This is a genomic window from Planosporangium mesophilum, assembly GCF_016863255.1.
Lineage (GTDB): Bacteria > Actinomycetota > Actinomycetes > Mycobacteriales > Micromonosporaceae > Planosporangium > Planosporangium mesophilum.
This window is the reverse complement of sequence record NZ_BOON01000024.1, coordinates 112,987-138,465: the sequence shown is the minus strand read 5'-3', so window position 1 is coordinate 138,465 and position 25,479 is coordinate 112,987. Positions and strand designations below refer to the sequence as shown.

Annotated in this window: 18 protein-coding genes and 1 riboswitch; of the genes, 11 read left to right on the top strand and 7 right to left on the bottom strand. The window is 71.3% G+C overall.

Features of this window, described 5'->3' with window-relative positions:
- Positions 1 to 597 precede the first annotated feature (597 nt).
- Positions 598 to 780: riboswitch (cyclic di-AMP (ydaO/yuaA leader) on the top strand.
- Positions 779 to 1,435, top strand: coding sequence for a LysM peptidoglycan-binding domain-containing protein (locus Pme01_RS13395; protein WP_168115719.1), 657 nt, complete (start codon positions 779 to 781; stop codon positions 1,433 to 1,435). Its footprint overlaps the riboswitch before it by 2 nt.
- 49 nt (positions 1,436 to 1,484) lie before the next feature.
- On the opposite strand, the gene Pme01_RS13390 is transcribed toward Pme01_RS13395, so the two are convergent.
- Positions 1,485 to 2,477, bottom strand: coding sequence for an aldo/keto reductase (locus tag Pme01_RS13390; RefSeq protein WP_168115718.1), 993 nt, complete (start codon positions 2,475 to 2,477; stop codon positions 1,485 to 1,487).
- 48 nt (positions 2,478 to 2,525) lie between these two features.
- Between Pme01_RS13390 and Pme01_RS13385 the strand changes: the two genes are divergently transcribed.
- Both Pme01_RS13385 and Pme01_RS13380 read left to right on the top strand, forming a co-directional pair.
- The gene (locus Pme01_RS13385; protein ID WP_168115717.1) at positions 2,526 to 3,062 is read left to right on the top strand and encodes a GNAT family N-acetyltransferase; all 537 of its coding nucleotides are present in this window, start codon (positions 2,526 to 2,528) and stop codon (positions 3,060 to 3,062) included.
- A 22-nt stretch (positions 3,063 to 3,084) separates the two neighbouring features.
- Positions 3,085 to 4,542 (top strand): MFS transporter, encoded by a 1,458-nt coding sequence (locus tag Pme01_RS13380; protein ID WP_239088213.1) that lies wholly within the window; start codon positions 3,085 to 3,087, stop codon positions 4,540 to 4,542.
- Between the two features lie 19 nt (positions 4,543 to 4,561).
- Here Pme01_RS13380 and Pme01_RS13375 read toward each other — a convergent pair whose 3' ends face one another.
- Positions 4,562 to 9,925 (bottom strand): diguanylate cyclase, encoded by a 5,364-nt coding sequence (locus Pme01_RS13375; protein WP_239088212.1) that lies wholly within the window; start codon positions 9,923 to 9,925, stop codon positions 4,562 to 4,564.
- A 243-nt stretch (positions 9,926 to 10,168) separates the two neighbouring features.
- Between Pme01_RS13375 and Pme01_RS13370 the strand changes: the two genes are divergently transcribed.
- Entirely contained in the window at positions 10,169 to 10,549 is a 381-nt protein-coding gene (locus tag Pme01_RS13370) for a hypothetical protein (protein ID WP_168115714.1), read from the top strand.
- Positions 10,550 to 10,627: 78 nt separating this feature from the next.
- Here the strand turns inward: Pme01_RS13370 and Pme01_RS13365 are convergent, their stop codons facing one another.
- Positions 10,628 to 10,978, bottom strand: a complete 351-nt coding sequence (locus Pme01_RS13365; protein WP_168115713.1) for a hypothetical protein — start codon at positions 10,976 to 10,978, stop codon at positions 10,628 to 10,630.
- 55 nt (positions 10,979 to 11,033) lie between these two features.
- Here Pme01_RS13365 and Pme01_RS13360 point away from each other — a divergent pair, with 55 nt between their 5' ends.
- Together Pme01_RS13360 and Pme01_RS13355 are read left to right on the top strand one after the other, a co-directional pair.
- A complete protein-coding gene (locus Pme01_RS13360) occupies positions 11,034 to 12,134 on the top strand; it encodes a helix-turn-helix domain-containing protein (protein WP_168115712.1) in 1,101 nt (366 codons plus the stop codon).
- A gap of 9 nt (positions 12,135 to 12,143) precedes the next feature.
- On the top strand, positions 12,144 to 12,605 hold the full coding sequence (locus Pme01_RS13355) for a PPOX class F420-dependent oxidoreductase (RefSeq protein WP_168115711.1): 462 nt from the start codon (positions 12,144 to 12,146) through the stop codon (positions 12,603 to 12,605).
- Here the strand turns inward: Pme01_RS13355 and Pme01_RS13350 are convergent, their stop codons facing one another.
- Positions 12,606 to 13,487 (bottom strand): alpha/beta fold hydrolase, encoded by an 882-nt coding sequence (locus Pme01_RS13350; RefSeq protein WP_168115710.1) that lies wholly within the window; start codon positions 13,485 to 13,487, stop codon positions 12,606 to 12,608. It abuts the gene before it with no gap.
- 199 nt (positions 13,488 to 13,686) lie between these two features.
- On the opposite strand from Pme01_RS13350, the gene Pme01_RS13345 reads away from it, so the two are divergent.
- From Pme01_RS13345 to Pme01_RS13330, 4 genes are read left to right on the top strand one after another with little or no spacing between them, the layout of a single operon-like run.
- A complete protein-coding gene (locus tag Pme01_RS13345; RefSeq protein ID WP_168115709.1) occupies positions 13,687 to 14,673 on the top strand; it encodes an ABC transporter permease in 987 nt (328 codons plus the stop codon).
- Positions 14,674 to 14,681: 8 nt separating this feature from the next.
- Complete coding sequence (locus Pme01_RS13340) at positions 14,682 to 15,614, top strand: ABC transporter permease (RefSeq protein WP_168115708.1); 933 nt, start codon at positions 14,682 to 14,684, stop codon at positions 15,612 to 15,614.
- A gap of 31 nt (positions 15,615 to 15,645) precedes the next feature.
- Positions 15,646 to 17,766, top strand: a complete 2,121-nt coding sequence (locus Pme01_RS13335; RefSeq protein WP_168115707.1) for an ABC transporter ATP-binding protein — start codon at positions 15,646 to 15,648, stop codon at positions 17,764 to 17,766.
- 32 nt (positions 17,767 to 17,798) lie between these two features.
- Positions 17,799 to 19,505, top strand: a complete 1,707-nt coding sequence (locus Pme01_RS13330) for an ABC transporter family substrate-binding protein (protein WP_168115706.1) — start codon at positions 17,799 to 17,801, stop codon at positions 19,503 to 19,505.
- A 126-nt stretch (positions 19,506 to 19,631) separates the two neighbouring features.
- Here Pme01_RS13330 and selB read toward each other — a convergent pair whose 3' ends face one another.
- The 3 genes from selB to Pme01_RS13315 form a co-directional block, all read right to left on the bottom strand.
- Positions 19,632 to 21,401 carry a selenocysteine-specific translation elongation factor gene (gene selB / locus Pme01_RS13325; protein WP_168115705.1) on the bottom strand — a complete coding sequence of 590 codons (1,770 nt, stop codon included), beginning with the start codon at positions 21,399 to 21,401 and terminating at the stop codon, positions 19,632 to 19,634.
- A gap of 2 nt (positions 21,402 to 21,403) precedes the next feature.
- Positions 21,404 to 22,702 (bottom strand): L-seryl-tRNA(Sec) selenium transferase, encoded by a 1,299-nt coding sequence (selA, locus tag Pme01_RS13320; protein ID WP_239088211.1) that lies wholly within the window; start codon positions 22,700 to 22,702, stop codon positions 21,404 to 21,406.
- A gap of 242 nt (positions 22,703 to 22,944) precedes the next feature.
- Positions 22,945 to 23,874: a hypothetical protein gene (locus tag Pme01_RS13315; protein WP_168115703.1), complete on the bottom strand. Its 930-nt coding sequence runs from the start codon at positions 23,872 to 23,874 to the stop codon at positions 22,945 to 22,947.
- A 213-nt stretch (positions 23,875 to 24,087) separates the two neighbouring features.
- On the opposite strand from Pme01_RS13315, the gene Pme01_RS13310 reads away from it, so the two are divergent.
- Positions 24,088 to 25,455: a glycoside hydrolase family 76 protein gene (locus Pme01_RS13310; protein WP_239088210.1), complete on the top strand. Its 1,368-nt coding sequence runs from the start codon at positions 24,088 to 24,090 to the stop codon at positions 25,453 to 25,455.
- Positions 25,456 to 25,479 lie beyond the last annotated feature (24 nt).

The following is a 25,479-nucleotide window of genomic DNA, read 5'->3' as shown; positions in this document are numbered from 1 at the left end:
CACTTCATGGTTCACCGCCGGACGGTGATCCGGACGGTGATCCGGACGGTGATCCGGACGCCGGCGCGACGACCGGCACCAGCGCCGCCGGGACCAACCGCCGTCGTGTCCTGACGCCGCCGGCCGACAGCCGGCCGGACAGAGAGTCCGGTGTGGCGACAGCGGACGGCGACGGACTCCGTCCACCCATTGACGGATGCCGCCGTTTCGCTGCGACCACCAGGCCGACGTCACCCGTACGAGTGGCGCCAGTCGGGACGCCGGGACCGATTACAGGACGTAACGCCGTCCACGGTCGAGGGTGGACAAGTCGGACCGAAGCGCGGAGTACAACGACGCCACCGGCGTGGTGGCGTGCGACCACGGACTCCCAGACATAGGGTGAAACAGGCCGGAATCGGGCGGTACCAATGGTTCCTCGCGGGAGTACCCGCGTGTCCCACAACCGCCGGGGCCACCCATTGTTCGTAACTGTCCGTATACATTTTTCACGATGTGCACGACCAGAAATGAAGAACATCACGAATTTGGCCGAATGCTTGGCGGTGACGCGGAGGCCATGCCTACCGTCGGCTACGTCCGCGATCGCGGGCCCCACGGTCGGTAACGCCGAGTCCTGCCGCCGACCGCTGGGCACCGTCAATCAGGCAGGAGCGGGGGACCCACACGTTCCTCGGTACGCACGATCCTCGTTGCGTACCTCGGGGTGAAGCCGCCCAGCGGCCGGGCTCCTCGGCCCGAACCCGACAGCTCACCTCGTAGGCGTGGAGGTTTTTACATGGCACATAACCGGTACCACGCGCGCCATCAGCAGCCGTCTGCCGCACGGCGGTTGACCGGGCGCCTCGCGCTCGGCGCCGTCACCGCGGGCGCTGCCGGAGCGGCGTCCCTGCTGGGTCCGGCTACGGCCGCCAGCGCTGCCTCGAGCGTCAACTGGGACGCCGTTGCCCAGTGCGAATCAAGCGGTAACTGGCACATCAACACCGGCAACGGCTACTACGGTGGTCTGCAGTTCTCGCAGGGCACCTGGGCCGGTTACGGCGGCAAGCAGTACGCCGCCCGCGCCGACCTGGCCAGCCGGGAGCAGCAGATCGCCGTCGCCGAGAAGGTCCGGCAGGGGCAGGGCATGGGTGCCTGGCCCGTCTGCGGCTCGCGCGGTAGCTCCACCAAGCAGTACACGCCGAAGAAGTCCACCCCGAAGACCCAGTCGGGCGGACAGGCACAGGAGCAGACCGCGAAGACCGAGCCGGCTCAGCAGGCCCAGCCGGCGCAGGCCACCGGTCGTACCTACCAGGTGCAGACCGGCGACACACTGTCCACGATCGCCGAGCGGCAGGGCATCGCCGGTGGATGGCAGGCGTTGTACGAGCTCAACCGTCAACTGCTGGGCGGCGACCCGAACCTGATCCTGCCGGGTCAGCAGCTCGCCCTCTGATACGGGTACGGGGTGCCCGTCGCGAACCACGCGGTGGGCGCCCCACCTATCACTCCGGTGTCGGCACGTGGTCGGGCAGCAGGCCCTCAGATGTGAGGTCGGCCCACAGCGCCGCCGGGATCGGGTACTCGAACAGCGCGATGTTCTCGTCGACCTCCTCCGGCGAGCGTGCGCCGATGACCACGCTGGTCACCGCCGGGTGGCCGAGCGGGAACTGGATCGCGGCGGCCGGCAACGGCACCCCGTGACGGTCGCACACCTCCCGGATGGCCAGCGCCTTCGCCAGTACCGGCGCGGGCGCGGGGGCGTAATTGTAGGTCGCCCCGGGCTGCGGATCGGCCAGCAGGCCGGAGTTGTAGACGCCACCGGCGAGGACCGCGATCCCCCGCTTGGCGCACAGCGGCAGCAGTTCGTTCAGGCCCGACTGGTCGAGCAGGGTGTACCGGCCGGCCAGCAGGAAGCAGTCGAAGCCGGGGGCGTCGGCCTCGCGGGCGAAGCGGGCCAGCATCGGCGCCTGGTTCATGCCGGCTCCGACCGCCCCGATCACACCGGCCTCGCGGAGGTCGGCCAGGGCGCGGTAGGCGCCGGTGAGCGCGGCGTCGAAGTGGTTGTCGGGGTCGTGGATGTGCAGCACGTCGACCCGGTCGAGGCCGAGCCGTTCGAGGCTGGCCGAAAGCGACGCGCGCACCGCCGGGTAGGAGAAGTCGAACCGGGGCGCAACGCCGTCGGCCACCTCCGCCCAGACGTCGTCGGTGTCGGGGCCGTCGGGCTCCAGCAGCCGGCCGATCTTGGTGGACAGGACGTACCCGTCGCGCGGGCGGCGGGCCAGCGCCGCGCCGGCCCGGCGCTCGGACAGCCCGTACCCGTACAGCGGCGCGGTGTCGAACAGCCGCAGCCCCCGCTGCCACGCCCGGTCGACGGTGGCGACCGCCCGGGTATCGCCCACGGGTTCGTAGAGGCCGCCGATCGGGGCGAGCCCCAGCCCCAGTCGGGTCACCACGAGGTCGGTGCGGCCGAGCGTCACCGGTTCGGTTGCGCGCATCAATAGATCCTTCGATGGATGGCGCCCGCGGTCAAGTACGGTCGTCTCATGACCGGCCTGCGGATCGTTGACGCCGTCGATCGTTTCGACTCCGACCTGTTCGTCGGGCGGGCGCACGAGATCCTGGCCGGCCTCGTCGCCGACGGCGCGGCGCTGGGCTGGGTCGAACCCCCGTCCGCCGACGAGGTCACGGCGCTGCTCGCCGAGGTCGGGCTCGCCGCCCTGGCCGGTGACGCGGCACTGCGGGCCGCGTACGACGGCTCGGACCTGGTCGGGGTCGGGTACTGGCGCCGCTACGCCCGGCCGACCCACCAGCCGCACGCCGACCTGGAGAAGGTCGCCGTCGACGGGGCCGCGCAGGGCCGTGGCGTGGGACGGGCGCTGACGGCGGCGCTGGTGGACGCGGCGCGCGAACGGGGCATCGAGGTGCTCACGCTGGACGCGCGCGGTGACAACGACCGGGCGCTGACGCTGTACCGGAGCCTGGGCTTCGTGGAGTACGGGCGGCTGGCGGACTTCGTGGCGGTCGGCGAGCACCGGTACGACAAGGTCTTCTGCGCGCTGGACCTTCGCGGGGGCTCCTGAGACAGTGCCGGACATGACGAGCATGACCGGGCGCCGGGGCGGTAGCCCCCGTAACGCCATCACCGGCAGTGCACCGCACCGCGTGTACAGCGTCGTGGTCTTCGTCGTCCTCGCCTCGCTGGACAACGTGGCGATCGGCCTGGTGCCGCCGCTGGTCAGCCCGATCAGCCGAAACCTCGGCAGCAGCGAGAGCGGCATCGGCCTGGTCACCGCGGTCAGCTTCCTGGTCACCGCGCTCGCCGGGGTGTTCTGGGCGTACCGGGGCGACCGGTCCAACCGCAAGCCGCTGCTGATGATCGGCACACTGCTGTGGGCCGCCGGGCTGGCCGGTACCGCCCTGGCGGACGGCTGGGTGGCCTTCTTCGCCGCCCAGCTGGTGGCCAGCCTCGGGCTCGGCGCGGTCGGCTCGGTGGGCTACTCGGTCGTCACCGACCTGATCTCACCCCGCCGCCGCGGCCTGGTCATGAGCCTGTGGGGCCTGTCGCAGGGCGTGGGTACGCTCGCCGGCACGCTGCTGGGCGGGGTGCTCGGCGGCGCCGACTGGCGTCGGCCCTTCTGGCTGCTCGCCGGGGTCGGAGTCGCCGCGACGCTCGCCTACCTGTTCACGTACGACATCCGGCGCGGGCAGAGCGAGCCGGAACTGGCCCGCGTCTTCGAGGCGGGCGGCGACTACTCCTACCGGATCGGCCGGGACGACCTGCCGGCGATCCTGCGCCGGCGCAGCAACGTCTGGCTGGTCCTGCAGGGGCTCACCGCGCAGGTGACGTTCGGTTCGCTGGTGTGGCTGCCGCGCCTGCTGCAGTCGAAGGCGGAGGCCCAGGGGTACCCGGAGGCCACCGCGATCCTCATCGGCAGCCTGTTCGCCATCCTGTTCCAGCTCGGCGGGGTGCTGTCGATCGTCGGCGGTCTGGTGGGTGACCGGCTGCAGCGGCGTACGCTGCGCGGCCGCGCGCTCGTCGCGGCGACCGGCATCCTCGCCGGCGTCCCGCTGTACGTCCTGCTCTTCTACGCCCCGCTGCGGATCGACGCGCCGACCGACGCGGGCGGCGCCATGGTCGCCCGGGCCGTCCTCGCCAGCATCGTCACCGAGCCGGCGATGGCGCTGACGTTCCTCACCGCGCTGGTCGCGCTGGCGCTGACGTCGGCGAACTCGCCGAACTGGTTCGCGCTGATCGCCGACGTCAACCCACCCGAGCACCGGGCGACCGTGTACAGCGCGGGCAACCTCGTCAACGGCGTCGGCCGGGCCGCCGGCAACGGCCTGGTCGGGGTGGTGTTCCGGTCGCTGTCGACCGCGCTGCCGCCGCCGGGCAACTACGCCACCGGGCTCGCTCTCTTCCAGCTGTTCTTCGTACCGACCGCGCTGATGTACTACCTGGCGTCGCGTACCTCACCGGGTGACATCACCGCGGTACGGCGGCTGCTGGCCGAGCGTGCCGAGCCGAGCCGGCAACCCGCGCCGGAATCCTCGTCACTGTGACACCGTCACTTCGACACCGTCACTTCGACACCATCACCTCGACCCGGTTGCGGCCATGCTGCTTCGCCACGTACAGCGCGCTGTCGGCGCGCTCCAGCAGTTGGCTGAGGTCCTGCTCGCCACTGTCCACATGGGCCACTCCGACGCTGATGGTGACCGGCAGCGGACCGGCCTCGGTCTCGACCGGCCGCTCACAGATGGCGGTCCGCAGCCGCTCGGCCAGCAGCGTGGCGCCACCGCCGGTCTCGGGCGTGACGAGTACGAACTCCTCACCGCCGTACCGGCCCACCACGTCGGTGTCGCGGGTACTCTCGCGCAGGCGGGCGGCGATCGTACGGATCACCTCGTCACCGACCGGGTGCCCGTACGTGTCGTTGATCCGCTTGAAGTGGTCGACGTCGAGCATGATGACGGCGATCGGGCGGCGGTGGCGCTGCGCGAGCTGCAACTGCCGTCCCGCCTCGGCGAAGAAGTGGTTGCGGTTGTACAACCCGGTCAGGCCGTCGATCGTCGCCATCCGCCGCACCTGGCTGAACAGCCGGGCGTTCTCGTACGCGATCATGCCCTGTCCGACGAGCGCCGCCGCCACCTGCACCTGGGCGTCCTCCGGCACCTCGGTACGGGCCGAGCCGACCAGCAGGGTGCCGAGTGACTCGTCGCGCGAGATCAGCGGGATCGCAAGCCACGAGCGGGGCCGGCCGAGCAGCGCGCCGAGCGGTCCGTTCCACCCGGTGTCACCCGCCGCGACGTACGGGCCGGTCAGGTGCGCGAGGTCGGCCAGCGCGGTGTCGTTGTCAGCGCTGAAGGTCCGGCCCGCCGCGGCGGACAGCTGCTCCGAGCCGAAGCCCACGACCAGGGCGACCCGGTCGCCGGTCGGCCGCAGCAACGCCGCGGCGTCGCCCGGCAGCAGGCGGGTCACCGCCCGCAACAGGTGGTGCATCACCTCGTCCGGGTCCAGCGTGGCGCTCAGCTCACCCATGGCCGCGCGCAACGTCTCCGCGACGTCCCGCTGGCGGCGCGCCGTCTGGGCGACAACCTCCAACTGGGCGGCGCGGGCGGTCTCCAGCGACACACCTACGTGGTGGGTGACGGCGGTCAGGATGTCGACGTCCTCGGCGGTGAAGATGCCCTTGGCCACCCGGCTGTCGAGGTAGACCACGCCGAGTACCCGCCCGTCGAACTGCAGCGGCGCGATCATGATGCTGCGCAGCCCGTGGACGAGCGCGCTCCGCGAACCGAGGGCCACGCCCTCCTCGCTGCCGGTCACCACAAGCGCCTCGCCGGTGTCGCGGACCCGTTCGACCAGCGTGGAGCTGTACCCGGTGAGCTGGTCGATGTCGCGACCGCCGGCGTCCCGGCCCAGGTGCGGCACGAGCCGGTCGCGTTCGGCGTCGACCAGGAACAGGTACGCGCGCTCGGCGCCGAGGATCTTCAACGTCTCGTCGAGCGCGACCCGGGCCAGCTCGCGCGGGTCCAGTACGGTCGCGGCGGCGAGGCTGACCTGTTGCAGGGCGGCCAGGCGCCGCCCGTTCAGGGCCCCGCCGTTGCCGCTGCTCGTCTTCGTGGCCGCGCCGCTGGGCGCGGACGCCGCGTCGTTGACGGCGAACTCGATGCGCACCCAGCGGGCCCGGTAGAGCCACTGCTGCTGGGTGGCGATCATCAGGGCGTACCGGGCATGCTGCGCGGCCAGCTCCGGCTCGTCGAGCAGCCCGTAGGCGCGGGCGCGTACCCGCGCCGTCTCGTACGCGATCATCGGCGCGTACAGCCGAAGCTCGCGCGTCTCGGCGCGCAGCAGGTCGCGCAGCGCCTGCTCGGGACGTCCCCGGAGGACCGCGAGATCGGCCCGGCCGACCTGCACGTACGCGCGCAGGATCGAGTTGTTGGCGCCCTTCGCCAGGTCCTTGAGCGCCTGCTCGGCCTCGGCGAGCAGGCGGGCGCGCTCGTCTTCGGCCGCGGTGGGAGCCGCCTTGCGACAGCGGGCGAGCCTGCCCATCGCCAGGGCGAGGTAGACCAGGCGCTGCTCGGAGAGCATGTCTCCGGGGCGCAGCCCGAGGCGCGCGAACCGCTTCGCCGCCACCTCGAACGGCTCACCGACCTCGTCCTGCTCGACCGCCGTGAACAGCTCGACGGTACGCAGGTTGATCTGCTGGGCGAGGTTGTGGGGGTTGATCTCGAGGAACCGGTCCAGCGACTCCACCCCGGTCGCCGCCTCGTCCGGCCGGCCGAACTGCGCCGGTACGGTCGCGGCCGCCATGCAGAACGCCGCGCCCTCGGCCTCGCCGCCGGACGCCAGCCGGGCGCGGCCGCGCTCGTACCAGACCTGGGCCTCCCGGGTCTGCCCCTTCACGACCAGCCGGACGCAGAGCGCCGCGACAGCGGTCAGGTAGTCGCCGAGGTCGAGCCAGCGCTCGTGCGCGACGAGGATGCGCTGCCACACCAGCTCACCCCCCTCGGCCTGGCCCATGACCGCGCCGGCGCCGCGCTTCCACTCGACGTAGCCGACCAGGGCCGGGTCGCCGATCTCGGCCGCGACGGCGGCGGAACGGTCGAAGAGCCGCTCGGCCAGGCGGTGCCGGCCGGCGATGTTGGCGACCAGCCCGAACCCGGACATGTGCCGGGTGTACTCGACGCCGGGGCCGAGGCGGTTGATGGCGTACAGCGAGCGGAACGACACGATCGCGCGCCGCTTCAGCCGCATGCCCAGCGTGGAGGCGTAGGAGCCGACGTCGTAGAAGACCGCCTGCAGCCGGTACCGTTCCCGCTTCTCGCCCGAGACCGTACCGAAGCCGATCTTGGTCAGCCCGATCACCAGTCCGGCCAGGAACGACATCAGCGTGGTGACGACCAGCGCGAACCGGCCGCGCGGGATCGGACTGCCCAACTCTGCCATGCCCCGGCACACCGTGTCCCAGGCCCGGTCCGGGTCCCAGGCGCTGGCGTGCACGTAGGCGAGCTGGGCGAGGAGGTCGGCGCGGCGCAGCCGGTCGGACTCCGCGGCCAGCGCCCGCTCCAGGTGTTCGAGGGCCTCCACGAACCGGCCGGCGCGGGTACAGGCGACGCCGAGAGCGCGGTGGAAGTCGGTGCCCGGGGCGAAACCGCCGACTGCGGCCGCGGCCGCGGCCGCTTCGAGGAAGTCCAGGGCCTCCGCCGGCGCGTGGGCCGCGAGCGCGAGCCGGCCCGCCGCCGCTCCCGTCGCGAAGACCTTCTCCGGCGTACGGTCGGACTCGCCCCTGGCGTAGTGGCGCGCCATCGCGTAGACCCGCTCGGGGTTGTTCGACCCCGCGCTTTCCCGTGCTTCCGCGTCGGCTGCCTCCGCGTCCAGTGCCTCCGCGTCCAGCGCCTCGGCGATGCGCTGGTGGAGGCGGCGCAGTTCGGCCGGGTCCAGCCGGGCCAGCAGCGCCTCGCGGATCCGGTCGTGCAGGAACGCGTACCCGCCGTCGACCGCGGTGAGCAGCCGGCGTGCCTCCGCCTCGGCCAGCTCGTCCAGCGCCTGGTCAAGGTCGGACTCGCAGACCCGCGCGACGAGGCTGACGCTGAACCGCACGCCGAGGGCGGCGCCCACGGTCAGCAGCCGCCGGGTCTCGGCGCTGAAGCCGTCCATGCGGCGCAGCACCAGGTCGAGGGCGTCGCCGGACAGTTCGAGCCGGTCCAGCCCGGCCAGGTCCAGCCGCCAGCCGTCCCACGACGGGGTCATCAGGCCGGCATCGATGACGGCCCGCACGTACTCCACGATCGTGAACGGGTTGCCGCCGACCCGCGTCACGAGCTGGTTGATCACGCGCCGGTCGACCCGCATGGCGCCCAGGTGTGCGGCCACGAGGTCAGCGACGGTCCGGTCGCTCAGGTCCTCGAGGGAGACGACCGTGTCGAGCGCCTCTGCCATCTCGGCGCGGAACACGTCGACCGCCGGGCGGTTGTCGGCGTCGTCGCGGGCCGTCGCGACCACCAGCAGTGGCACGTCGGACAGGCGTACCGCGATCTGCTGCAGCACCCTGCGGGTCGCTGCGTCGAGCCACTGGACGTCGTCGAGGTGCAGCACCGCGCCGCCGGCCGCCTCCGCCAGGTGGATCAGGAAGGCCGCCACCGCGTTGGTGAACTGCTCGTGACGGTCGTCGCCGCTGTCCAGCTCCGGGGCCGGCGCGAGCGCCCCGAGCATCGGCGAGAGCGCCTTGAGCAGGGCCCCGCCGGGGCCGACCGCCAGCCGGAGTCGCGCCAGCTCGTCGTCGCGTTCGTCCTGCGGCAGCTGGTCGATGTCACGCAGGTACTGCTCCACCGCGGCGCGCAGCGGCGCGAGGGGCACCGGATCGTCGGGTACGCACTTGCCGTGCAGCACCAGGCGCCCGTCGGCGCGCACCATGGTCGCCACCTCGCGGACCAGCCGGCTCTTGCCACCGCCCGGCTGGCCCTGCACCAGGGCCACGCCACCGCGGCGACTCCGGGCCTTGCGCCAGCGGCCGGTCAGCACCGCCATCTCATGATCCCGGCCGACGAGTGTGTCCTGGCCCCTGATCACCATGGTCCGGCCCTCTACGGTGCCGACGGCGAAGACCGAGCGGGGTTCGGCGCGCAGCCGCTCCAGATCGGCCAGCAGGCTCTCGCCGTTCGGGTACCGGTCGTCGGGGTCCTTCGCGAGCAGCTTGTGAATGATCGCGGCAAAGGTCTGCGACACGTCCGGACGGGCCGTCCGCAGGTCCGGCGCCGGCGTCGTCGCGTGCAGCCGGATCAGCTCTCCGGCGTCGTCGGACTGGAACGGCGGCGCGCCGGTCAGGCACTCGTACAGCACCGCGCCCAGCGCGTACAGGTCGGACCGGCCGTCCACCGGGCGCTTGAGCATGCCGCTCTGTTCCGGCGCGCTGTAGATCAGGGTGCCGGCGACCGCGCCGCCCTGCGCGCCGTCGCGCGCGGCCAGGCCGAAGTCGATCAGCCGGGCGGTACCGTCCGGGGTGATCATCACGTTGTCCGGCTTGACGTCGCGATGGACCAGGCCGGACCGGTGGGCCGCGGCGAGGGGTCCGACCACGTCGATGGCCAGGCGTAGGGTACGCGCCTCGTCGAAGCGGCCGGCGCGCAGCGCGTGCGACAGCGGGTCGCCCTCGATCAGTTCGAGGATCAGGTACGGGCCGGCGTCGGCCAGCCCGACCTCGAAGATACGCGGCAGCAGCGGGTGGTCGACGCAGCCCAGCAGCGCGGCCTCCCGCCGGACCGCGGCAAGGGCCCGATCGGCGTCCACGCCGGGCGCGCCGAGCAGCTTGAGGGCGTACTCGACGCCGTGCCTGCGCACGCGGTACACGACCGTCTCGGCGCCACGGCCAAGCTCGGAGATCACCTCGACGTCAGGGAAGCTGACGTCGGGGAAGGTACCGCGCGCCGTCCCCAGGTTCATGCTCACGTGTCGCCCGTCCCGTCACGGCCGAACAGCACGCTGTCGGCCACCTTGTCACCGTTCATCGGCTGGCCGCCCGGCGACCAAAGGAAAGTGATCGTACCTATCTGCAAGCAAGCAATTTCGGACGGTAACGGCGAGCCGTGGGACACTGGACGTACAGCCGAGGGCGCCTTCCCCCGTCCGGCCGACATGCCGACGCCTTCCCCCGTCCGGCGAACACGCCATGGAGGGAGAACCGTGATGGCTGTCCCCGACGCCGTACACGAACTGGTCGAGTGGGAGATCGAGGTCGCCTACCACCAGGGGTACCGGGCCGCGCTCGCGGACGTCGCGGCGGGCCACGCCGAACTGGACGCGACCTGGCGGCCGGCCGGACGTCGCGGGTACGAGCGCCGGGTGGCGGAGCGGCTCGCCGAGATGCACCGCCACGCGCAGCGGCTGCGTGCGGAGCTTGTTCGTGCCGACCGCGCCCGCGCGGCCCGTGTTGTCCGCCGCCGCCGCGGTGATCTCGGCGACCTCAGTGGCCTTGCTGATCTCGGTGCCCCGACCGCCGACTGGCCGGAGGTCGCCGCGCCCGGCCGCCCGAGGGCCACGGCGAGATCCGGTTACGCGGTGGCTTAGCGCTTTCGCGGTGGCTTAGCGCTTTCGCGGCGGCCCGGCGCACCGCGGTGGCTCAGCGGTTGCCGATCCGGCTCGCCGCTATCGGCCGGCCATGCCTGTGCGGGCGGACCCGCCGTACTGGCGACGGATCAGCTCGGTCACCAGTCGCTCGATGTGCGGCTGTACCGCGTGCCGCTCCGCCTCCAAGGCGGTGACCAGGGCACTACAAGGAAACTCGCGGCTGCCGCAGCGGCAGCCGAACACCGGTGGGATGCCCAGCCACCAGAACCACGGCCGGTGCGTGATCTTGATGCGCTCGATGTCGCTCCAGTCCATGACCACCTGCCCCCCTTCGGCGGAGATCGCGGCCTCAACGTTCAATGCTGGCTTTTCGCCGGAATCAGCACGCCACGACGCCCCTCGATGTAGCGTCACGCTTGCAACGCGCACCGTGAATCTCCCGAGGGTCTTCAAAGGTCTTCAATACCGGTGTGGACGGCGGATCATGACTAGAACTGGCGCACAGTTGCGGGTAGCCCGGAACGCGGCCGGAGTGAGCCTGCGGGCGATGGCCGCCCGGACGAACTTCAGCAAGGGGCACCTGTCCAACATCGAAGCCGGTCGCCGGACGGTGACACCGGACGTGGTGTTGGCGTACGAGCGCGTGCTTGGGGATGACGTGGACCGCAGGGGACTGCTCACCGGCCTGGCCGCTACCGCCGTCGGGTCGACCGCCGTGGCCGAGCTGATCAGGAGAGGGTTCACGGCGGCGCTGCACGCAGACGCGTCGGTCGACACCTGGCTGGAGCGGGTGGAGAGCTACGGCCACCAGTACATGACCTGCGGCGCCGCCCACCTGCAGCGGAAACTGGCCGCCGACCTGGTCGTGTTGCAGCAGCACTTGGAGCAACCCGCGCTGTGGGCGGCCGCGGCCCGCCTGCTGACCACGTTCGGCAAGACCAGCGGGGACGTCGACGAGGCGGTCTCCTGGTACCGCCTGGCGAACCTGGTGGCGGACCGCTCGGAGGTGAACTGCGTTCGGGTCTGGGTACGGGGCCGGGCCGCGCTGGCCCTCGCGTACGAGGGTGCCCGGCTCCCCGTCGCCACCGAGATGGCCCGGCAGGCCCTGGACATCGACGACCGCCCCTCACCGGGTCGGCTGAGCGCGCTGGTGGCGCGGGCGCAGGCGGCAGCCGTCCAGGGCGACCGGGCGAACGCCCTGCGCCTGCTCGACGACGCCAGACGCGTCTTCGACGTCGTCGGATCCGGCGACCTGATCTCCGACTTCGCGGTACCCGAGTGGCGTTTCCACACGTTCGCGTCGATGCTGCTGAGCCGGCTGGGCGACCCGCGTGCCGTCGGCGAACAGGACGCGGCCGACCGTACCCGCCCGAGGGAACTGGCCCGCTTCGCGACCCACATCGAGCTTCACCGCGGGCTCATGGTGGCCAGGGCGGGTGACGTCGAGATCGGCAAGGCGTACGCCCGGGCGGCGCTGAACCGGTTGCCCGCCGACGAGCACTCCCAGAGCCTGAAGCTGCTGCTGGCGGAGGTGGAAGGGGTCCAGCCGACCCGGCAAGATCCTGCGTCCGGCTCGAGTAAGTAGGCTGGGGCGATGGCCCGTACCTATGCCTCGAACACGCCCGTCGACCGCGCCGGGCTACGAGAGTTCCTCGCGTCCCGCCACCGCGGCGTGCTCATCACGCAGCGCCGCGACGGCCGGCCCCAGTCCTCACCGGTCACCTGCGGCGTCGACGCCGAGGGCCGGATCGTCATCTCCACCTACCCCCAGCGCGCGAAGGTCACCAACGTGCGAAGGAACCCGCAGGTCTCGATGTGCGTCATGTCCGACGACTTCAACGGGCCATGGGTGCACGTCGACGGCACCGCCGAGGTCCTGGACCTACCAGAGGCGCTCGACCCGCTCGTCGACTACTTCCGCTCGATCTCCGGCGAGCACCCGGACTGGGACGAGTACCGGGAAGCCATGGTCAAGCAGGGCAAGAGCCTGATCCGCATGACGGTCGACGACTGGGGACCGATCGCGACGGGCGGCTTCCCGCCACCGGCGGAGTAGTCATCGAGTGAGGAAGGCGCGGAGCCGGGCCACCCACTCGGCCCGCTTCTCGAAGTGCGCGGCGTGTCCGGCGCCGTCGATGAGCGCCAGTTCGCTGTGCGGCACCGCGGCGTGCAGCCGGTGCGCCACCTGCACCGGGAAGCCCAGCTCCTGGGCGCCGTGCAGGATCAGGGTCGGCCGGTCGAGCTCACGCAGCACCCGCTCGGGGTCGGCCGGGCGAGGTGAGCGCAGCCGGCCGGCCGGCCAGGCCGGGTTCCACTCGCCGGAGAACCGCACGCCGGCCAGCACCGCACGCCACTCGTCGAGCAGGCCGAGGTCCCAGAGCGACATCGGGGCGCTGAGCATGGCGTCGCGGCGGGTGCACTCCGCGGCGTCGATCGACTCGTCGGTGAAGATCCCCGCGGTCAAAGCGTCGATCTCCGCTGCCCGCCGGCGGTACTCCGCGTTCTCTGCCAGGTATCCGTGGATGTCGGGGTAGGCGGTGGTCGAGGCGAGGACGAGCCGGTCGATCAGCTGCGGATACCGCTCGGCGAGGAGCATCGCGAGCTGCCCGCCGTAGGAGAATCCGAGCAGGTCCACCTGGCTGGCGCCGAGCCACTCGATCAGCCGGGCGGTGTCCTCGACACACAGGTCCGGCTGGTAGGCGTCGTCGGGCAGGTCGCGGCTGCTGCGACCGCAACCGCGCAGGTCGAACAGCACGACCTGACGCAGGTCGGTGAGGTCGTCCATGGCGGGCAGCAGGTAGGAGTGGTCCCAGCACGGACCACCATGGATGCCCAGGAGAACGGGCGCGTCCGGGGCGCCGTGGCGGCGTACGAACAGCGAGACGCCGCCCAGGTCGACGGTCCGCTCCTCGAAGACGCGCGCTGCGGCACCGGTCACCGGGCGAGTGTCTGCCATCGCGCACCCGGACGGCACCCTCGCGGGCGAATGTAGGGCATCTTGCAGGGTTTTGGACGCGTCCATGTAACGATCATTCGGAGGATCTTCCCAGGGTTGTCACACCCCGTATACGTTGCTTGCCACCTGCGGACGACGAGCAACTCGGGCGTCCTGAACCACCGTCCTGGGAGAGTCGCCGATGCTCGGGTTCCTGCTGCGCAGGTTCGCGAACTACCTGGTACTGATCGTGATCGCGACCAGCTTTGGTTATCTGCTCGCGGCTTCCACGCTCAACCCGCGCGCGAAGTACGACACGATGCAGCCGCGTCCGCCGGAGGCGTCGATCAGCCAGACGCTGAGCAACCTGAACATGAACCCGGCCGACCCGAAGCTGGACCGGCTCGGCCGCTGGGCGAAGGGCATCGTCACCGGGGGCGACTTCGGCAAGACCATCGACAACAAGCCCATCAACGAGGAGTTCGGCCGGCGGATCTGGGTCAGCCTGCGGCTGCTGCTGATCGGCACGATCCTCGGCTCGGTCGTCGGGGTCGCCGTCGGCGCCTACAGCGCCATCAACCAGTACCGATGGTCCGACCATACGATCACGTTCCTGTCCTTCGTGGTCATCTCCATCCCGGTCTTCGTGCTCGCCGTCGCGCTGAAGCAGCCCGCGATCGGGTTCAACGGCCTGTTCGGCACCGACGTCCTGTTCATCCAGGGTGAGTACCAGGCGGGCGGCGGCGGATGGTCGGGGGCGGCGATCCTCGACCGGATCCAGCACCTCGTCGTGCCGACCCTGTCGCTCGCACTGGGCCTCGTCGCGTTCTACAGCCGGTACCAGCGCGCGACGATGCTCGACGTCCTCGGCAGCGACTTCCTGCGCACCGCCCGCGCGAAGGGGCTGCGCCGGCGCCAGGCACTGGTCAAGCACGGGCTGCGCACCGCGTTGATCCCGATGATGACCTTCTTCTCCTACCAGTTCGTCCTCATGTTCGTGGGCGCCATCTTCACCGAGAAGATCTTCGGCTGGCACGGCATGGGCGAGTGGTTCATCGATGCGATCGGCAAGAACGACATCAACTCGGTCGGTGCGGTCGTCTTCTTCTCGGCGATCCTCGTACTGATCGCCGGGATGCTCGCCGACCTCGCGTACGCCGCCCTCGACCCACGCGTACGCGCCAACTAGGAGAAGCGATGAGCATTGATCCCAAGGTGGTCGTGGAGACCGCCCCGACACCTGTCGAGGACGGCCCGGCCGAGCAGGCGTCACTGTCGCGCGGCCGGCTCGTGCTGCGCCGGTTCCTGCGCAAGCGGCTGGCCATCGCCGGGCTGGTCGTCCTGGTACTGCTGTTCCTGCTGGCGTTCCTCGGCCCGTACCTGAGCCCCTGGAGCTACGAGCAGAAGGACTTCGAGTCGTTCCTGTCCCCGCCGTCTGCCGGCCACTGGTTCGGCACCAACCAGACCGGCGCGGACCTGTTCGCACAGACGCTGCGCGGCATGCAGAAATCGTTGATCATCGGCCTGTTGGCGGCGTTGATCGCGACGGGCGTCGCCGCCCTCGTCGGGGCCAGCGCGGGGTACTTCGGCGGCTGGGTGGACCGGGCCCTGATGTGGTTCGTCGACCTGCTCCTGGTCCTGCCGTCGTTCCTGATCCTCGCGCTGCTGTCGCCCCAGTTCCGGGGCAAGAGCTGGCTGCTGTTCGTCGTCCTGCTGGCCGGGTTCGCCTGGATGATCACGTCGCGGGTGGTCCGGAGCATGACGCTGTCGCTCAAGGAACGCGAGTACGTGGAGGCCGCGCGCTTCATGGGCGTGCCGGCGTACAAGATCATCCTTCGGCACATCCTGCCGAACATGTCGTCGCTGCTGATCGTCGACGCCACGGTCAACGTGGGCGTCGCGATCATCGGCGAGGCCAGCCTGGCGTTCTTCGGCTTCGGTATCCAGCCGCCGGACATCTCGCTCGGCACGCTGATCGCCGAGGGCAGCGTCGCGTTCCTCACCGACAGTTGGCTGTTCCTGTTCCCGTCCGGCTTCCTGGTCGCCATCGTCCTCGCGGTCAACCTCATCGGTGACGGGCTGCGGGACGCCTTCGACCCGACGTCGAACGCATCCCGAGGCTCGCACTGATGACCAGCCCCACGCATCACGGCAAGGAGACATGGTGACCGCCGTCCGCAACGAACCGGCCTTCCGGGACGCGACCGCCGACCCCGAGGTCGTACTCGAGGTCACCGATCTTCACGTCACCTTCCCCACCGACAGCGGGGACGTCACCGCGGTCCGGGGACTGTCCTACGACGTACGGGCGGGTGAGGTTCTCGGCATCGTCGGCGAGTCCGGCTCCGGCAAGTCCGTCTCGTCCCTGGCCGTGATGGGCCTGCTCCCCCGCAACGCGCGTATCAGCGGCTCGGCCCGGTACCGGGGCAGGGAACTGCTGGGGCTCGACGACCGGGCCGCCTCCGGCATCCGCGGTAAAGAGATCGCGATGGTCTTCCAGGACCCGCTCTCGGCGCTCACCCCGGTGTACACGGTCGGCGACCAGATCGCCGAGGCGCTGCGCATCCACTCCGACATCGGCAAGGAGGCCGCCGCCCGGCGCTCGGTCGAACTGCTCGACCTGGTCGGGATCCCCAACCCGAAGCAGCGGGCGCTGGCGTTCCCGCACGAGTTCTCCGGCGGGATGCGGCAGCGGGCGATGATCGCCATGGCGATCGCCAACGACCCGGACCTGATCATCGCCGACGAGCCGACCACGGCGCTCGACGTCACGATCCAGGCGCAGATCCTCGAGGTACTCAAGACCGCACAGCAGGCGACCGGCGCGGCGATCGTCCTCATCACCCACGACCTCGGGGTGGTGGCCGGCTTCGCCGACCGGCTGCTGGTCATGTACGCCGGCAAGGCCGTCGAGACCGGCTCGACCGAGGAGGTCTTCTACCAGGGGCGGATGCCGTACACGCTGGGCCTGCTCGGATCGATCCCCCGCCTCGACGCCGGCGGGCGGCAGCCGCTGACCCCGGTGGAGGGCAACCCGCCGTCGCTGGCGAGCCTTCCGCCCGGCTGCCCGTTCGTGCCCCGTTGCCCGATGGCGATCGACATCTGCTCGCAGACCGAGCCGCCCCTGCTGCGCATGCCCAACTCGGGCGACCGGCACTTCTCGGCCTGCCACCGCAGCGACGAGATCGAACGTTCCAACCTGACCAGCACCGACATCTTCCCGGCCGTGGTGGCGCCGGAGTCCGTGGCGGAACGCACGCCCCGCGAGCAGCGGCCGACTGTCCTGGAGGTCACCGACCTGGTCAAGCACTACCCCCTCACCAAGGGCCACGTCTTCCGCCGCCGGATCGGCACCGTCAAGGCGGTGGACGGCATCAGCTTCGACATCCGCGAGGGCGAGACCCTCGGGCTCGTCGGCGAGTCCGGCTGCGGCAAGACGACCACGCTGACCGAGCTGCTGCGCATGGCGCGACCGCAGGACGGCACGGTGGTCGTGCTCGGCAAGGACACCGCGACCATGTCCGGCCGCGACCGGTTCGCGATCCGCCGGGACGTGCAGATCGTCTTCCAGGACCCGTTCGCGTCCCTCGATCCGCGCATGCCGGTCGGCGACATCCTGGCCGAACCGTTGCTGACCCACGGCGTACCGGAGGCCGAACGGCGTCAGGAGGTACGGGCGCTGCTGAAGCTGGTGGGCCTGGCACCGGAGCACGCCGACCGGTACCCGCACGAGTTCTCCGGCGGGCAGCGCCAGCGCATCGGCATCGCCCGGGCGCTGGCGCTCAAGCCCAGACTGGTCGTGCTCGACGAGCCGGTCTCGGCCCTCGACGTGTCGATCCAGGCCGGTGTCATCAACCTGCTCGAACGGCTCAAGGTCGAGCTGGGGCTGTCATATCTGTTCGTGGCCCACGACCTGTCGGTGGTGCGCCACATCGCCGACCGCGTGGCGGTCATGTACCTGGGCAAGATCGTCGAGAGTGGACCGGTGGACCGGGTGTTCGACGCGCCGTCGCACCCGTACACGCAGGCCCTGCTTTCGGCGATCCCGTTGCCGGACCCGATCAAGGAACGGCAGCGTAGGCGGATCATCCTCGAGGGCGACCTGCCCAGCCCGGCGGATCCGCCGTCGGGCTGCCGGTTCCGCACCCGCTGCCAACTGTTCGCCGGTCTTGACGAGGGCCGTCGGCAGAAGTGCCTTGAACAGCACCCCCCGTCGCTGCCTCAGGGCGACGGGGACCACCTCGCCGCGTGTCACTACGCACGCGTGGTGGACGTGCTGTGACCCAACCAGTATCGAGAATCCATGGAGGAATCGTGAGGCGTAGAGCAGTCCTCGCCACGCTGACGGCCCTGGCGCTGTCCGGCGGCCTGGCGGCGTGCGGCAGCGGCGGAGGCGGTTCGGCCGCCAAGAACCAGCCGCCGGCGAAGGCCGGCGTGAACGACATCGCGGCGACCCCGCGCGACCAGGTGAAGGAGGGCGGCCAGCTGGTCTGGCCGCTCGGCGGCTTCCCGCCGAACTTCAACTACTTCCAGCTCGACGGCACCCTCAGGGACAACTCGGATGTCATGAAGGCCGTGCTGCCGATGCTCTACGTGGTCGACGCGGGCGGCAACCCGATCTGGAACAAGGACTACCTCGCCGAGGAGCCGAAACTCCAGACCGACCCGAAGCAGGTCGTCACCTACAAGCTCAACCCCAAGGCGGCGTGGAACGACGGCACGCCGATCACCTGGGAAGACATCCAGTGGCAGTGGAAGGCCTCGAGCGGCCAGAACAAGGAGTACAACATCTCGTCCGCCAACGGCTGGCAGGACATCGAGAGCGTGGAGAAGGGCAAGGACGACCGTGAGGCCGTCGTGACCTTCAAGAACAAGTACGCCGACTGGCAGGGGCTGCTGAACAACCCGCTCTACCCCAAGTCGACCAACCAGGACCCGAAGGTCTTCAACGAGGGCTGGATCGAGAAGATGCCGGCCGGGGCCGGCCCGTTCAAGTTCGAGTCGCTCGACAAGACGGCCAAGACCATCACCCTCGTGCGCAACGAGAAGTGGTGGGGCAACAAGGCGAAGCTCGACAAGATCGTCTACAAGGAGGTCGACGACAACGCGACCGCCGACGCCCTGGCCAACGGCGAGGTCGACTTCATGGAGATCGGCGCCAACGTCAACAACTACAAGCGCGCCAAGACGATGGCAGACAAGGTCGACCTGCGCCGCGCCGGTGGCCCGAACTTCCGTCACATCACCATCAACGGCTCCAAGCCGCAACTGGCCGACAAGAAGGTGCGCCAGGCCCTCGCGCTGGCCATCAACCGGCAGACCATCGGTAAGGCGCTGCTGCAGCCGCTGGAGATGGAGCCGAGCGTCCTCAACAACCACATCTTCATGACCAACCACTCGGCGTACAAGGACAACGCCGGTGAGCTGGGCAAGTACAACCTGGAGAAGGCCAAGTCGATGCTCGACGAGGCCGGTTGGAAGGTCGACGGGGCCGTCCGCAAGAAGGACGGCGCGTCGCTGGAGATCAACTTCGTGATCCCGGCCAACGTCCAGGCGAGCAAGCAGGAGTCCGAGCTCATCCAGGCGATGCTCAAGGAGGTCGGCGTCACCGTCAACATCAAGGCGGTGCCCTCGGCGGAGTTCTTCGACAAGTACATCACGCCGGGTGACTACGACATGACGGTCTTCTCCTGGATCGGCACCGCGTTCCCGGTCAGCTCGGCCGAGTCGATCTACAAGAAGCCGGTCAAGGACGAGAAGGGCGAGCTGAAGGTCGAGCAGAACTACTCGCGCATCGGCACCGACGAGATCGACGCGCTGTTCAAGCAGGCCAACGCCGAGCTGAACAAGGACAAGAACCACGAGCTGGGCAACAAGATCGACGCCAAGATCTGGGACGAGGTCTTCTCGCTGCCCATGTACCAGCGTCCGGACCTCTGGGCGGTCAAGAAGGGCCTCGTCAACTTCGGCGCCTTCGCGTTCGCCGACCCGGTCTACGAGGACATGGGCTACAAGAAGTGACCTGAGCGGTCCACGGGGCCCCGCACAGCCGACCGGCTGTGCGGGGCTCTTCGCGTACGGGCCGGGCCAGCGAGCGTCCAACCGCGCGGCCAGGTGCGCCGGGGCGACCACCCGGTACGCGTCGAGCTAGCCGTCCACCTCGCCGGCGACGACCCGGCGGTCGTCGGGCAGGCGCCGGGTGGCGCCGCTGCGGTCCAGCATCTCCAGTAGCGGCACGGCGACCCGCCGGCTCGTGCCGAGCGCCTGGCGGGCGTCGCTGAGCGTGAACGGCTGGGACACCCGCGACAGGACCGCCACGGCCTCGTCGAGCGCGCCGGGCAGCAGGACCACGCCGTCGGCGACGCGTACCAGGGCTCCGGCGCGTACCGCCGCGGCCAGCTCGCGCGGCCCGAGGCCGAGCTCGGCCAACCGGGCCGCCTCCGGGGCGCGGAACGGGTCGCCCTCGAGATCGGCGCGGACCCGGTCGACCGCGTCGGCGACCGGCCCCGGCAGGCTGCTCCCCTGCCCGGCCTGCGCGATCCGGCCCGACCGCGCCGTGAGCGGCGGCGCCACGAGCGCGTCGACGAGGGCCCGGTCGGGCAGGCCGAGGGCGTGTCGCAGCGCGTCGACCGGCGCGCCGGTTTCCAGCGGATGGTCCCGGGCGTAGTCGGCCACCTCCTCGGCAAGCCGCTTGCGCAGCGCCGACCAGTGGTCGGGGTCGGCCAGCCAGTCCCCGGCGACCGGGGTACCAGCCGCCGGCACGCCCATCCGTTCCAGCTCGGGCCGGCGTACCAGGCCCCGGCGGCGCAGCTCGTCGCTTTGCGACGGTACGCCGTCCATCGTGGACAGCTCGCGGGCGCGGGCGGCGGCGGCGCCCCGACGGCGCAGCGGCGGCGGGGACACGTCGAGGACCGTCACGCCACCGGCGACGTGGTGGCGGCCCGGGTCGCGCAGCAGGGCACGGTCGCCGACCCGCAGCGGCAGCGCGGCGTCCAGTCGCAGCCGGGCGGTGTCCACGCCCAGCGGCCGGATCCGTACGGCCACCGCCGCGGAGCCGACGTGCAGCGTCAGCGTGGACGGCAGGTCGGCGACCGGGTCGCCGGCCAGCCGCACGTCGACGACGTCGGTGCGGTGGAACCGCCCTGGCGTGACGAGCGCGTCCCCGCGGCCCACCTCGTCGCGCTCGATCCCGCGCAGGTTCACCGCGACGCGCGCCACGGCGGCCGCCTCCGCCACCGGGGCGCCCAGCGACTGCAGGCCGCGTACCCGTACCGGCCGACCGCTGGCGGCGAGTTCCAGCTCGTCGTTCGGTCGCAGCCGGCCGGCGCCGAGCGTGCCGGTGACGACCGTGCCGGCGCCCCGGATCGTGAACGAACGGTCGACCCACAACCGTACCGGCGCGTCCCGGTCGGGCGCGGGCAGCCGGGCCACCAGGGCGTCCAGGGCGGCGCGCAGATCGTCGAGGCCGGCGCCGGTGACCGCGCTGACGGCGACGGCGTCGACGGCGCCGAGCGAGGTCGCCGCGATCTGTTCCTGCGCCTCGGCCGTGGCCAACGCCGGGTCGAACAGGTCGCTACGGGTGACGACGAGGAGGCCGTGGCTCACCCCGAGGGCGTTGAGCGCGGCGAGGTGCTCGGCGGACTGCGGCATCCACCCCTCGTCGGCGGCGACCACGACGAGCGCCGCCGGAACCGGCCCGATGCCGGCCAGCATGTTCGGGACGAACCGCTCGTGACCGGGTACGTCGACGAACGCGACCACCTCACCGGAGCCCAGGGTGGTCCAGGCGAAGCCGAGGTCGATGGTCATGCCCCGGCGGCGCTCCTCGGCCCACCGGTCGGGCTCCATCCCGGTCAGCGCCCGGACCAGGGTGGACTTGCCGTGGTCGACGTGGCCGGCGGTGGCTATGACGTGCATGACTACGCCTGCCCGACCGCGGCCCGTCTGACCGCCGACGCCACCTCCGAGTCGCGCTCCGGCGGTACGCAGCGCAGGTCGAGCAGCAGCCGACCGCGCTCGACGCGGCCGAGGACGGGCGGCTGGCCGGTGCGCAGCGGCAGCGCGAGCCGCTCCGGCAGGGACACCGCCCACGACTCCAGTTCCAGCCCGGGCGCTCCCCCGCCACCGACGACGGCCGCCGTCGCGACGACGTCCGCGTCGAGGTCACCCAGGGATTCCCGCAACCGCTCCACCCGTACCCTCAACCGCGCCGGATCCGCCCGCAGGGCGACCCAGGTCGGTGGCGTGGGTCCGCGCAGCGTGGCTTCGAGGGCGGCGAGGGTGAGCTTGTCGACCCGCAGCGCCCGGGCGAGCGGGTGGCGACGCAGCCGCTCCACCAGGTCGGCGTCGCCGAGCAGCAGGCCGGCCTGGGGACCGCCGAGCAACTTGTCGCCGCTGGCCGTGACGAGGGCCGCGCCGGCTCGCAGGCTGGTCGCGGCGTCCGGCTCGTCGGGCAGCAGCGGGTCGGGGGCGAGCAGCCCCGAGCCGATGTCGACGACGACCGGCACACCGAGCCCGGCCAGGTCCGCGACCGGTACCGAGGAGGTGAAACCGTGTACCACGAAGTTGGACGGGTGCACCTTGAGGACGAACCCGGTGTCGGGCCCGACCGCTGCCGCGTAGTCGGCGAGCGCGCTGCGGTTGGTCGTACCCACCTCCCGCAGCCGGGCGCCGGTGGACTCCAGCAGGTCGGGCAGGCGGAACCCGTCGCCGATCTCGACGAGTTCGCCGCGGCTGACGATGATCTCCCTGCCGGCGGCGAGGACGGTCGCGGCGAGGACGAGCGCCGCGGCGCCGTTGTTGACGACGTGGACGCCCGTCGCGTCGGGGACGGCGGCGCGCAGCGCGTCGAGCGTGCCCCGGCCGCGGCGGGCCCGCCGGCCGGTGCTGAGGTCGAGCTCCACGTCGGTGTGGCCGGCGGCGGCGGCGAGCGCGTCGACGGCCGCGTCCGACAGCGGCGCCCGGCCGAGGTTGGTGTGCAGCACGACGCCGGTGGCGTTGAGGACGGTACGCAGGCTCGTCGGACCCGCCGGCAGGGCGGCGGCCGCGGCGTCGGCGACGTGCTCGGGAGCGATCTCACCCCGGCGGGCCCGCTCCTGCGCCGCGTTCACGAGCGCCTTGACCTGAGCGTGGCCGAGCGTCGCGGCGGCGGCGGCGAGGCGGGCATCGGCGAGGACGACATCGGTACGGGGTACGAGCCGGCGCGGGTCCACCGTCACGCCCGGCGAGCTGGTCGGCGGAGACGGCTTTTGCACAGCCCAGACACTACACAGCTCAGGAACGACATCGCTCGGGGACGACATCGCTCAGGGACGACATCGCCGGGTGGGAACGGCTCGCCGTCACGCCCCGGTCACCACATCGGATGGCCCAACAGCACGGTGGCCCTACGGCACGGTGCCCCTGAAGAACACGGTGGCCCGCGGCGTCGGCCGCGGGCCACCGTGTCAGGAGCCGGTGATCAGCGCTTCGGCTTGTAGGCCCGGACCCGGTCGGCCCGGGTGGCCTTGCGGGTGGAGTTGGCGCTCACCGAGGCCGAAGACGCGGGCGTGAACGGCCGCAGCGACGGGTTGATGTTGTACAGGCTCGCCACGACGAACCCGGTCACATCGAAGATGAGGTGGGTGGTGCAGGACGCGTAGATCTGGATCACGTCGCTCTGATTGGGGTCCTGGGTCGATGACTCGCCGAGCGCGCACACGATGGCGTTCGACAGCGGCCAGCCCTTGAGGAAGTTGATCGACGACGTGTTCGGACGGGTGACGCCCGCCGGCGCGATCGTGACGAAGCCGTTCGCCTCCGGGCCCTGCACGGTCGCGTTGCCGAGCACCGCCCAGCCGTAGTTGACGAACGGGGTCAGGTTCAGCAGCAGCGTCTGGCCGGCCCGAAGCCCGGAGGGGCCGAGCACGTCGGGGTTGAGAATGAGCTCCCGGCCGTTTCCGCTGACGCCGCCGAGGCCACGGGTGTCCAGCGCCCGGAAGGGCGTGACCGGCCAGGTCTGCGTCGCGGTGTAACTGGTGTTGACCAGGGTGGCGATGTCCGCGGTCGCCTGGAACTCCAGCTCGCCGCCGGCGGTGGCGTTGAACGAGCCCGGCGCCACGTCCGCCGGCATGTATTTGCTGGACGGCGCGAGCCGCAGCGACGGGCCGTTCGCGCTGTTGGTCAGCTCGAGGGTGGCGCCCGTGGCGGAACTGTTCTTGATGACGGTGGTCTCGGCACCCCCGTCGTTGATGACAGCCGCGCCGAGCTTCACCGCCTCGCCGGGAGCCGCCTGGGCCGGGCTGGCGGTGAGTGCGCTTGCCACCCCGGCCGCCCCCACGCCGGCCGCCACAGCGCTCGCGCTACGCAGCAGTCGACGACGGTCGAGCGCCGACTTGGTCTCTTCTTCCACTCAGGGATCCTCCGTGATCAATCTGGGGTCTGTAGGGAGCAGACCGGAGGGGATCTTGCCATCACGGGCCACCCGTTCGCACCCCCCTATCGGGTGCCACTGCGGCACCCATCGGTGTCGATTCGGCGAGGACATCAACGGACGGTGGCGACCCCATGCGTTCTCAGTCATGACAGCGGACGGTCGCATTGATGTCAGACTGTTCTCGTGACAATGGAGGGCGCCGACCCGGCTGGTCGGGCGGTCGCGGACGAGCGCGACCGGCTCGCGGTCGCCCGGCTGCTCCGCTTCTTCCACCCTCGGACCGGCAAGTGGACGACCCCGACCGGTGAGGCGTGGCAGCCGGCCCTGGCCATCGACGCGGTGGTCAACACGTACGAGCGCACACGCGACGTCGCCTACCTGAACGTCATCGAGAAGTCGTTCGCCCGCTACCGGGGCCGGCGGTCGCACTTCTACGACGACGACGGGTGGTACCTCAACGCCTGGCTGCGCGCGTACGACGTCACCGGCGACGCCAAGTACCTCGACGAGGCCGAGGCGCTCTTCGCCAAGATGACCGAGGCCTGGGACGGCGTGTGCGGCGGCGGCCTGTGGTGGAACGCCGACCGCGGGTACAAGAACGCCATCACCAACGAACTGTTCCTGCTCGCCGCCGCGCGGCTGCACCGGCGGGCCGGCGCACCGACCGGCGAGGGCCGCTACCTCGACTGGGCGCTACGCGAGTGGAACTGGTTCGACGCGAGCGGGATGATCAACTCCTATCATCAGGTCAACGACGGCCTCGACGCGTCCTGCGCCAACAACGGCGGTACCACCTGGACATACAACCAGGGCGTCATCCTCGGCGGCCTGGTGGAACTGTGGCGCATCACCGGCGACCGGAGCCACCTCGCCCGCGCCCGGCAGATCGCGGACGCCGCCGTCGCCACGCTCGTCCACGAGGATCCGACGGGCTCGACCGGCTCGATCCTGGCCGAGCCCGGCGAGCCGGCACGCTGCGTCGGGGACGCCCAAGTCTTCAAGGGCATCTTCGTCCAGAACCTCGCGCGGCTCCACGGCGCCGATCCGGACGGCGGGCCCGCGTACCAGAGGTTCCTGAACACGAACGCCGACGCGGTGTGGCGGGCGCGCCAGCGGCTGCGCCGGGGCGTCGGGCCGTACTGGACACAGCGGCGCGGCAGGGTCAACGCGGCCACCCAGGCCGCGGCGGCGTTGCTGGTCGGCGGCGTGGCGCTGCTGCACGCCGGCGGCGAGACCGACGAGGTACCACCGACCGAGGGCACGGTGTACGAGGTACCCCCGCAGCCGGACGGGCGGGACGTCACCGTCACCGTGGACGCCGCGGCCACGCGCGACCACATCCTGACGTTCCGGTACGCGGCCGCCCGCGACACGGTCCGCCACCTGAGCGTGAACGGGGTGCGGCACGCCGCGCGGATGCTCTTCATCGGGACCGGCGACGGAACCGTCAGTTACACCGTGCCGCTGACCCGCGGTACGAACACGGTCTCGCTCAACAGGCCCTGGAGCCTGTGGCGGCGTAACCGGTTGAGCCTGGAGAGCCTGCTGGTCAGGTGACCAGGCGCAACCCTCCGGGCGGGC

Coding starts and splice junctions, on each gene's coding strand:
- Pme01_RS13385 (WP_168115717.1), top strand. CDS start 2,526: ATGACCGGCCTGCGGATCGTTGACGCCGTCGATCGTTTCGACTCCGAC.
- Pme01_RS13310 (WP_239088210.1), top strand. CDS start 24,088: ATGGAGGGCGCCGACCCGGCTGGTCGGGCGGTCGCGGACGAGCGCGAC.
- Pme01_RS13335 (WP_168115707.1), top strand. CDS start 15,646: ATGGTGACCGCCGTCCGCAACGAACCGGCCTTCCGGGACGCGACCGCC.
- Pme01_RS13395 (WP_168115719.1), top strand. CDS start 779: ATGGCACATAACCGGTACCACGCGCGCCATCAGCAGCCGTCTGCCGCA.
- Pme01_RS13340 (WP_168115708.1), top strand. CDS start 14,682: ATGAGCATTGATCCCAAGGTGGTCGTGGAGACCGCCCCGACACCTGTC.
- Pme01_RS13355 (WP_168115711.1), top strand. CDS start 12,144: ATGGCCCGTACCTATGCCTCGAACACGCCCGTCGACCGCGCCGGGCTA.
- Pme01_RS13380 (WP_239088213.1), top strand. CDS start 3,085: ATGACCGGGCGCCGGGGCGGTAGCCCCCGTAACGCCATCACCGGCAGT.
- Pme01_RS13345 (WP_168115709.1), top strand. CDS start 13,687: ATGCTCGGGTTCCTGCTGCGCAGGTTCGCGAACTACCTGGTACTGATC.
- Pme01_RS13390 (WP_168115718.1), bottom strand. CDS start 2,477: ATGCGCGCAACCGAACCGGTGACGCTCGGCCGCACCGACCTCGTGGTG.
- Pme01_RS13360 (WP_168115712.1), top strand. CDS start 11,034: ATGACTAGAACTGGCGCACAGTTGCGGGTAGCCCGGAACGCGGCCGGA.
- Pme01_RS13370 (WP_168115714.1), top strand. CDS start 10,169: ATGGCTGTCCCCGACGCCGTACACGAACTGGTCGAGTGGGAGATCGAG.
- Pme01_RS13375 (WP_239088212.1), bottom strand. CDS start 9,925: ATGAACCTGGGGACGGCGCGCGGTACCTTCCCCGACGTCAGCTTCCCT.
- selB (WP_168115705.1), bottom strand. CDS start 21,401: ATGCACGTCATAGCCACCGCCGGCCACGTCGACCACGGCAAGTCCACC.